The 8,317-nt window shown below is 71.5% G+C and carries 7 protein-coding genes; 4 read left to right on the top strand and 3 right to left on the bottom strand.

Going from position 1 to position 8,317, the window contains the following annotated elements:
• Window positions 1-141 precede the first annotated feature (141 nt).
• The 3 genes from ACFC1R_RS29765 to ACFC1R_RS29755 all read right to left on the bottom strand — a co-directional run bounded on the left by ACFC1R_RS29765 (window position 142) and on the right by ACFC1R_RS29755 (window position 3,991).
• Complete coding sequence (locus tag ACFC1R_RS29765; RefSeq protein ID WP_375943808.1) at window positions 142-1,104, bottom strand: quinone oxidoreductase; 963 nt, start codon at window positions 1,102-1,104, stop codon at window positions 142-144.
• Between the two features lie 453 nt (window positions 1,105-1,557).
• On the bottom strand, window positions 1,558-2,490 hold the full coding sequence (locus ACFC1R_RS29760) for an alpha/beta hydrolase (RefSeq protein WP_375943814.1): 933 nt from the start codon (window positions 2,488-2,490) through the stop codon (window positions 1,558-1,560).
• A 274-nt stretch (window positions 2,491-2,764) separates the two neighbouring features.
• Window positions 2,765-3,991, bottom strand: coding sequence for an FAD-dependent oxidoreductase (locus ACFC1R_RS29755; protein ID WP_375943806.1), 1,227 nt, complete (start codon window positions 3,989-3,991; stop codon window positions 2,765-2,767).
• 298 nt (window positions 3,992-4,289) lie between these two features.
• Here ACFC1R_RS29755 and ACFC1R_RS29750 point away from each other — a divergent pair, with 298 nt between their 5' ends.
• The 4 genes from ACFC1R_RS29750 to ACFC1R_RS29735 all read left to right on the top strand — a co-directional run bounded on the left by ACFC1R_RS29750 (window position 4,290) and on the right by ACFC1R_RS29735 (window position 8,120).
• Window positions 4,290-5,516, top strand: coding sequence for a 4-hydroxybenzoate 3-monooxygenase (locus tag ACFC1R_RS29750; RefSeq protein ID WP_375943804.1), 1,227 nt, complete (start codon window positions 4,290-4,292; stop codon window positions 5,514-5,516).
• A 472-nt stretch (window positions 5,517-5,988) separates the two neighbouring features.
• On the top strand, window positions 5,989-6,921 hold the full coding sequence (locus ACFC1R_RS29745; RefSeq protein WP_375943802.1) for a nuclease-related domain-containing protein: 933 nt from the start codon (window positions 5,989-5,991) through the stop codon (window positions 6,919-6,921).
• A 267-nt stretch (window positions 6,922-7,188) separates the two neighbouring features.
• Entirely contained in the window at window positions 7,189-7,389 is a 201-nt protein-coding gene (locus ACFC1R_RS29740; protein ID WP_375943800.1) for a hypothetical protein, read from the top strand.
• A 161-nt stretch (window positions 7,390-7,550) separates the two neighbouring features.
• Window positions 7,551-8,120, top strand: coding sequence for a hypothetical protein (locus ACFC1R_RS29735; protein ID WP_375943798.1), 570 nt, complete (start codon window positions 7,551-7,553; stop codon window positions 8,118-8,120).
• Window positions 8,121-8,317: the final 197 nt, after the last annotated feature.

Genomic DNA, 8,317 nt, shown 5'->3' with positions numbered 1-8,317 from the left:
CCAGGCCCGCTTCGAACACTCCTTATGCCGCATGCCGGTCGAACACGGCATCGCCCACCTGAATAGTTGACCAGCACTTTCGCAACAGGCCCTAGGTCCGGGCGGCTCAGGTCCGGGCCGGTCCGACCTGACCCCACCCGGTCACGGCAGGAGCAGCAGCTTGCCGGTGGTCCTGCGCGACTCGATGTCCGCGTGCGCCCGCGCCGCGTCCGCGAGCGGGTAGCGGCCCGTGACACGCGGGGTCAGCCGCCCGTCCAGGACCAGGTCGAACACCTCGCCGGTGCGCCGCAGCAGGGCCTCCCGGGTGGGGACGTGATGGTGCACCACCGGGTACGTCAGCAGGATGCTGTCGGGCAGGTCGGTGGGCCGCAGCGTCGGGACCCCCATGAAGGGGCCGTAGTACGCGTGCACCCCGTGCGGGCGCAGGGCCAGCTGCGAGGAGCGGAAGGTCCCGGCGCCGCCGCCGTCGTAGACGACGTCCGCCCCCCGGCCGCCGGTCAGCTCCCTGACCCGCTCCTCGAACCCGCCGCCGGAGTGGACCAGTACGTCGTCGGCGCCGGCCTCCCGCGCGGCGTCGGCCTTCTCCGGGCGGGAGACCAGGCCGATCACGCGGCCGCCGCGGGCCTTGACCATCTGCGTGAGCAGCAGGCCCACCCCGCCCGCCGCCGCGTGCACCACGGCCGTGTCACCCGGCCCGACCGGATAGGTCTCGGTGCTCAGGTGACTCGCGGTCAGACCCTGGAGCATCACGGCGGCCGCCGTCTCGTCCGGCACCCCGTCGGGCACCTTGACCAGCGAGTCCGCCGGGACGGCGAGCAACTCGGCGTAGCTGCCGGGGTGGTAGAACCAAGCCACCCGGTCGCCGACGGCCAGCCCCCGCACCCCCTCGCCGAGGGCGGCGACGTAGCCCATCCCCTCGGCACCCAGGACCACGGGAGCCTCCCACCCCGGCCCGCCCTGCGCGCGGGCACCGGTGTCCATGTAGTTCACCCCCGCCGCACCCAGCCGCACCAGCGCCTCGCCGGGGCCGGGAACCGGGTCCGGCAGCTCGGTCCACCGCATGACCTCGGGGCCGCCGTGCTCTTCGATACGGATCGCGTGCATGGGTTGACACCTCTCTGTACGAGCGTGCGCGTCACTGGGAATGGCAGCACAGTAGGCCGCAAAAAATGGACCAGCAAGTCCAAAACCCGTGCCGCGCGGACGAGTTGGCCACCCCGCCGCCTCCCCGGGGCCGGACGGGGCCGGACGGGGCCCGGGGCGCACCGACCACCGGGCTCCACCGGTGGTCGAGCTGACCCCTGGGCCGTTATCGCTCGTGATCACCGCAGGTCGGCGCGGGGAAACGGCTCACTTCCAGGTCACCCCGGGTCGAATCCGGTCCGGGCGCTCCCGTGCCATCCACGCACTTCGCGCGCCTCACGCCATCCACGCGCTCACGCGCCTCACGCCGTTCACGCGCTCACGCGCCTCACGCCGTTCACGCGCTCACGCCAACGTCTCGACCGGCAAGGGCCGTTGACCGTCCCGACCACTGCCCGCCGGGCCGAAGAAGGCTCATCGTCCGATGATCCGCCGGAGCCAGCGGGAACGGGCGTCGCGGGCATCCTGGCTGAGTACCGCCCGGGGTGCGAGTGTGTCGAAGCCGTGGAAGGCGCCGGGCCACACGTGCAGTTCGGCCTCACCGCCGGCCTGCCAGATCGCGTTGGCATAGGCCACCGCCTCGTCCCTGAAGGTCTCGGCCGACCCGACCTCGATGTAGGCCGGGGGCAGCTCGGACAGGTCCGTGGCGCGGGCAGCGGCCGCGTAGGGCGGCAGGTCGGCAGCGCCGTACCGGTCGCCCAGCAGCGCCTGCCACGCGGTCGCGTTGGAGGTTCGGTCCCAGGTGTCGCGGCCGGCCATCTGGTGACTGGAGAAGGTGTCGTTGCGGTCGTCGAGCATCGGGCTCAGGAGCAGTTGGCCGATCGGAGCCGGCCCGCCGCGGTCGCGGGTCAGCAGGGCGAGTGCTGCGGCGAGTCCACCGCCGGCGCTCTTCCCCCCGACCATGATGCGGTCCGCGTCGAGGCCGAGTCCGGCCGCGTGATCGGCCGCCCAGACCAGTCCGGCGTAACAGTCCTCCACGGGTCCGGGGTACTGCGCCTGCGGAGCCAGTCGGTACTCGACCGAGACGACGGCGAGCTGCAGCGGGAGAGCCCATTCGCGGAGCAGCCGCGGAAGTACGGACCATGCGTTACCCATGATCATTCCGCCGCCGTGCATGTAGTACAGGAGCGGCAGCGGCCCGGCGGACCCGGCGGGCCGTGCGCTGACGAGCCTCACCTCCCGCCCGTCCCGGTCTCCCGGCACCCGCAGCTCCTCGACCTCGAACCGGCCGCCGTCCCGGAGCTCCCGGACCGTCGGCCTGGGCCGGGCCGCAGCATCCCGCTCCTGCCTGGCCGCAAGGCCCTCCGGGGTGACCGGCTCCCTCGCCGCCTCTCCCAAGGCCGTCAGCACGGCGCGCAGCTCCGGGTCGAAGGGAGGCGCGTGCCGAGCCGCCGAGGCAGGGCCGTGCTCCAGTGGCACTCCACCGACACCCACGACATCAACACCCACGACAGGACCTCCCCCAGGCCGAGGGATGCCTGACGGCATCCCGACCGGGACAGCTTGCCAGCCCGACCACGCCCGTGGGGAAGGCTCCGGCCGGGCGCGCACCCCGGCCGGGCGACGCCGCCGCATCTGCCCGGAGTGACCGGAGCGACCGGGCCCGGAAGACCCGCCCGGGCTACCTCCGCGCGAAGGCGGGTGCGTGTTCGGGGCGCAGGCCGACGCCACCCAGGTAGGCGGTCACGGCGCGCAGGACGGGCAGGCGTCGCAGCACCCGGAAGGGCACCGGGAGGCGGTCGGCACCGAGCGTGCCTTCGAGGGCCGGCCTGAGCAGCATCTCGTGTTCGCCGAGCTGCGCCTTCTGCGCGACGGCCACCGGAAGCCGGCGCCGCTTCTGCACCCGCGCCAGATCGGCTGGTCCGACCGCGCCCCGCCGCAGCGGCCCGGCGAGGATCCTGGCGGCCGCGACGGCGTCCTGCACCGCCAGGTTGACCCCCACACCGCCGACCGGGGACATGATGTGCGCGGCGTCGCCGATGCACAGCAGGCCGTCCCGGTACCAGCGCGGGAGCCGTCCCATCGTCACCTCCAGCAGCCTGACGTCCTCCCAGGAAGTGATCGCGCCCGTCATCTCGGCGTCCCAGTCCAGGAGTTCGCCGAGCCGGTCGCGGAACGACCGCAGTCCGCGGGCCCGCAGCTCGGGGTCGCCGCCCTTGGGGATCAGATACGAGGTCTGGTAGTACTCGCCCCGGTCCATGGTGACGGCCACCTGCCGGTCGCCGACCCGGGCGAAGACCCGGCCCTCCCTGGCGCTGTCGGCGCGCCGGACCGGTATCCGGACGTTCCAGACGTCCATCGGCACCTCGAACCAGTCGGGCCGCAGCCCGGACTCCCGGCGGACCAGGGAGTCGCGACCGTCGCAGGCGACCACCAGGTCTGCGGCGATCTCGCCGGGCGAGCCGTCCTCGTCGACGTACCGGACGCCGGTGACCCGGCCCCGCTCGCCGCGCAGGCCGGTGACGGCGGTGCGCATCCGCAGGGTGAACGCGGGCTCGGCGCCGGCGGCTTCCGCGAGCAGGTTGAGGAAGTCCCACTGCGGGACCATGGCGATGTACTTGTGTCGCCCGGGGATGCGCCGGAAGTCGGCCATGGTGACGACGTGCCGGCCGATCTGGATCCGCATCTCCTCCAGCCTGCGGGCCGGGAGTTCGGCGAAGCGCCGGCCGAGGCCGAGTTCGTCCAGCAGCCGCAGGGTGGAGGGGTGGACGGTGTCCCCCCGGAAGTCCCGCAGGAAGTCACCGTGCTTCTCCAGCACGGTGACCTCGACCCCGGCCCGGGCCAGCAGCAGCCCGAGCATCATCCCGGCCGGACCGCCCCCCACCACACAGCACGTCGTCCGTTCCACGCCCACGCTCCCCTCGCAGCGAATACTGACCGAGCGGTCAGTCAACTGACCGCTCGGTCAGGCTAGCACTCACCGCCCCCGCCGCCGCCCCCACTCCCGTCACTCCCGTCACTCCCGTCAGGCTGGCAGCGATCGTCAAATCACCTCATCGGCAAGGAAGATGAATGATCATCAGGTGATGGCTCAATCACCTGCCCTCGTCTGCACCCGTGGCTATCCTGGACGGGGCGTGCCACAGCTGCGGCGGCCCGGCAGCCGTAGGCGCGCTCGGACGGGCGCGCTCGGACCTGGGGGAACCATGCGTCTTCGCACGCGAGTGGCCATCGTGGGCGCCGGCCCGGCCGGACTCACCCTGGCCAACGTCCTGCAGCAGGCCGGCATCGACTGCGTCGTGGTGGAGCGGCAGACCCGCGCCTACGTCGAGGCACGCGCCAGGGCGGGCCTGATCGACCACCGGACCGTCGAGTTCCTGGCCGGCCACGGGCTCGCCGACCGGCTGCTCGCCGAGGGATCCGAGCACGGCAGCTGCGAATTCCGCCATCAGGGCGAGCGGTTCTCGATCAGCTACCGGGACCTCGCCGCAGAGCGCTCCCACCACGTGTACCCGCAGCAGTTCCTGGTCCGCGACCTCGTGGCCGCCTATCTAGCGGGCGGCGGCACCCTGCTCTTCTCCCACCCGGCCGCGGCCCTGCACGGCCTGGACGGCGACCGGCCGGTCCTGCGCTGCGAGCCGGACGGGGCGGACCCGCTGGACATCGAGTGCGACTTCGTCGCGGGCTGCGACGGCTTCTACGGGGTGTCGCGGCAGGCGGTGCCCGCCGGCCGGCTGCACACCTTCACCAAGGACCACGAGTTCGGCTGGCTCGCCGTCCTGGCCGAGACCCCACCGGTCGGCGAGGAGGTCATCTACGCCCTGCACGAGGACGGCTTCGCGGGCCACATGCTGCGTACGCCGTCGGTGACCCGCTTCTACCTCCAGTGCCCGGTCGGCGACCGGCCGGAGAGCTGGCCCGACGAGCGGATCTGGCCCGCGCTGCACCGTCGCCTCGGCCTGACGGACACCGAACTGAAGCCGGGCCCGGTCACCGAGAAGAACGTCCTGGACATGCGCAGCTTCGTGGTCGAGCCGATGCAGTACGGCAGGCTCTTCCTGCTCGGCGACGCCGCGCACATCATCACCCCGGCCGGCGGCAAGGGCATGAACCTGGCTGTCGCCGACGCCGCGGAGCTGGCGGCCGGGCTGCTCGCCCACTACTCCGGCGCGGGCAGCGGCGCCCTCGACGGCTACTCCGCCGCCTGCCTGCCGCGGATCTGGCAGGCCCAGGAGTTCTCGCACTGGCTGCTGCACCTGCTGCACAGCCCGGCGGCCGGGCAGCCCGACTCGGCCTTCATGCACCGGCTCCAGCTGTCCCGGCTGGCTCAACTCCGGTACTCGCCCCCGTACACGGCGATGTTCTCGGACAGTTACGTGGGTCCGTTCGACCACCCGGCCGTCTCCCGGCCCCGAACTGCGGACCGGAGGTAGTTCCGGCCCACGGACCGGGGACGTCCAGGATGTGCCGCACCGGCGCAGCACCGGGCCGACTCGACTTCTCTGCAGGCTGGTTGCCCTCGGTCTGCGGCGTACCCGGGCGCTGCCCCACACCTGCGGCGGACCGCCCGAGCCCGTGGCCCGGACTTCCACGCGTCCGTTCCGCGTCACACCACGCGTCCGTTCCGCGTCACACCACGCGTCCGTTCCGCGTCACACCACGCATCCGGTCCGCATCCCTCCACGCGTCCGTTCCGCGTCACACCACGCATCCGGTCCGCATCCCTCCACGCGTCCGGTCCGCGTCACACCACGTCCGGCGTCCCGACCCGCCGAACGCGCCGAACGCGACTGGTGCGCCGGGTAGGAACGTCGGGTGCGCCACTGCTTGGCCGGTCACGTTCTTGCCGCTGCCGCACTGGGCATGCTGATCTCGGGGCAGGGCCGGTGCGCTTGAGGGGGCGGCATGGAGGAACTGACGGTCAAGCCGTGGCGGGTGCCGGGCAAGGACCGGTTGTACGTGAACCGGCCCGGGGTGCGCGGGGATTCGGTCGCGTGGCTCGACTGTCAGACCGGGACGGTCACGATCGACGATCCCGGCTACGAGGCTGCGGCACTCGCACTGATCGAGTCGTGGTGCCGCACGTGCGGAAGGACCATCCCGCCGCGCGTGGTGCGATGCGGGACGGCGCCACGGCCCACACCGGTCCCGGCTCTGCGTCCCCCGGCCGGCTCGCCCGTGCTGCCGCCCCTCACCAGCGCCGACGACCTTGCCGGCAACCGACCCGGCGCCGGCATGGAGGGCATGCTCAGGGAGAGCCAGAAGCAGTACAACCGGGTCGTACGGCTCGCGGCCAGACTCACGGGGCAACGGCTGGGAGACCCCAGCATCCTCAAGGGCCTGGACGGCGAGAAGGTCGTCGGTGCCTGCCTGGAGCGGCTGAAACCCGCCGGCTGGCGGGTGCTGCACGGGATTCCGCTACCGACCGGGTCGGACATCGACCACGTGGTCATCGGCCCGCCGGGCGTCTTCACCGTCAACTCCAAGCACCACCCCGACGCATCGGTGTGGGTGGGCGACGGCGCCATGAAGGTCAACCGGAGCGGCCTCCCGTACCTGCAGAACTCCGAGTTCGAAGCCGGCCGAACGGCGAAGCTGCTTTCCCACTGGTGCGGGTTCGACGTACCCGTTCGCCCGGTCATCGCGCTGGTCGGCACTCGAAAGATCACCCACGCCGCCAGCGCACCCACGGTGGACGTCATCGACGGCGAGCAGATCGCCGTGATCCTGCCCTCCCGGCCGCCGGTCCTCACACCGGGTCAGCTGGAGCAGATCTACGCGGTGGCCCGCCACCGGTACGTGTGGAGCCGACTGGGCAGGCGCCCGCACACCCGGTGACCCGACCACCTCGGCCACACCACGAAGCTACGACGGCAGCCCCCACTCCACCGCCCGAACAGCACAGAGGGCCGGCACCCGAAGATGCCGGCCCCAGCGTCAGTCGCAACACTTCCTGCGCGAGCCCCCTGTCGGGTTCGAACCGATGACCCCCGCTCTACAGGCTCGTTCGGGCGTTCGAGCCACCCGCGAAGATCTCAACCGCCGGTCGACGGGCAATCCCGCCAAGAGTCGCCAGAGAGCTTGCTGCCTGAATCAGGGTTCCCCGTGGAGGAGCCCCATCTGGTCGACGCACTGATCTACTGCGACATGACCACCCCGACCACAGCGCCAGCAAGGATCGTCGAGATCGTAGGCCGATACGGTCCGGACAGCATCGTCGGCCGGTTCATCCGTGGGGCCGAACCTGATATCCACGCCGCCACACAGCGTGTGGAGAACGGGCTGTCCGGAGCCGTGACGGCGTAGACACGAGTGGTTCCGAAGAGTTCATCGAACCTTCGACACCGCGCGGGATCAGGCGAACGGTCGAACCGAGCCTCCACACTGCTGAGAAGATCTGCTTCGGCATGGTCCCGTCCCGGGCTGCTCCGCCTCGCCACCGTGGGCGGGCAGCCTTGGAGGAACACGTGAACTCGCAGACAACCGCCGCCGTGGCGGCGGCTGCCACCACCACCGTTGTCAGCCTGCTCGGCTTCGTGATTCAGGACTGGCTCGCGCGACGCTCTCGGCTCGAACGTCGGGAGACGCTGTTCGAGGACGCATCACGGCGGGTGTCCTTCGCAACGGAGTGGTGGAAGGCGATGGAGCTGCTGAGTCCGCAACCCGATGAACTGGCCCAGGCCAAGGCCACGAGTCTTGCGTGGCTGAACGAGGCCTCAATGCTGGTCGCCGAGGCCAAGCAGTTGCCTGTCGCCGAGCGACCCCAGCTTTCCCCGAGCAGAGTGCTTCTGATCTATCGCTTCGAGCGTCGATCCGCGAAAGTCATCCGGCTCTGCTTCTACCTCGCGCTGGCCTTCGCCATCCTCTACGCGGCCATCATCCCCTCCGACCGTGGCACCAGTTACTTCGCCTCCGACGTCTTCATGTTGGCCCTGTTCCTTCCCCTGGCCCTGCTACTGCGCGCCTGGGCGGTCACCGCCGAGAAACGCCGTCCGAGCCCAGCCCGGGGGCCGACAGCTCCGGGCTCGGGTTCCTGACGTTCCCCCGCATCGGGGCGGACACTGCTTGACGCGGCACCTAACCGATGTAGTGACCGCCGCCCGGGAGTGCCCAGAGATCGTTGCCCGACATGGACCGGCTGCTGAAGCGGCGCCGAAAGACCGGCTGATGTCAGCTGATGATGCAAAAACGCCCCGGGCCGCTGCTGGCCCGGGGCGTTCCACAGCCTCAGATC

The organism is Kitasatospora sp. NPDC056138 (assembly GCF_042264695.1).
Lineage (GTDB): Bacteria > Actinomycetota > Actinomycetes > Streptomycetales > Streptomycetaceae > Kitasatospora.
Note: the sequence above shows the minus strand (reverse complement) of the source record. Positions and strands in the feature narration are given on the sequence as shown.

Coding starts and splice junctions, on each gene's coding strand:
- ACFC1R_RS29745 (WP_375943802.1), top strand. CDS start 5,989: ATGGAGGAACTGACGGTCAAGCCGTGGCGGGTGCCGGGCAAGGACCGG.
- ACFC1R_RS29750 (WP_375943804.1), top strand. CDS start 4,290: ATGCGTCTTCGCACGCGAGTGGCCATCGTGGGCGCCGGCCCGGCCGGA.
- ACFC1R_RS29765 (WP_375943808.1), bottom strand. CDS start 1,104: ATGCACGCGATCCGTATCGAAGAGCACGGCGGCCCCGAGGTCATGCGG.